This is a genomic window from Flavobacterium sp. LMO6, from assembly GCF_009495795.1.
Taxonomy (GTDB): Bacteria; Bacteroidota; Bacteroidia; order Flavobacteriales; family Flavobacteriaceae; genus Flavobacterium.
Map to the genome: position 1 here is coordinate 1 of NZ_WIBH01000113.1, position 223 is coordinate 223.

General features: G+C 31.8%; 1 protein-coding gene. It reads left to right on the forward strand.

Features of this window, described 5'->3' with window-relative positions; all coding sequences use genetic code 11:
- Positions 1-223: hypothetical protein (locus GFJ99_RS13600; protein WP_203228812.1), on the forward strand; the 223-nt coding region annotated here is incomplete at both ends.

A 223-nucleotide genomic window follows, 5' to 3' on the forward strand; every position in this document is an offset into this window, starting at 1 on the left:
TTATTGAAATAGCCGATAAACAGAGCGAAGATGTTGGGGAAGATGAAAACGGAAATAAAGTAATTAATCATAATATTGTACAAAGAAATCGACTTCAAATTGACGCAAGAAAATGGGCTTTATCAAAAATGTTACCAAAGAAATTCGGAGATAAAACCGACATTACAAGCGGTGGAGAAAAGATACAAAATATGCCAACAAGTATACAAGTAGAGAATAATAA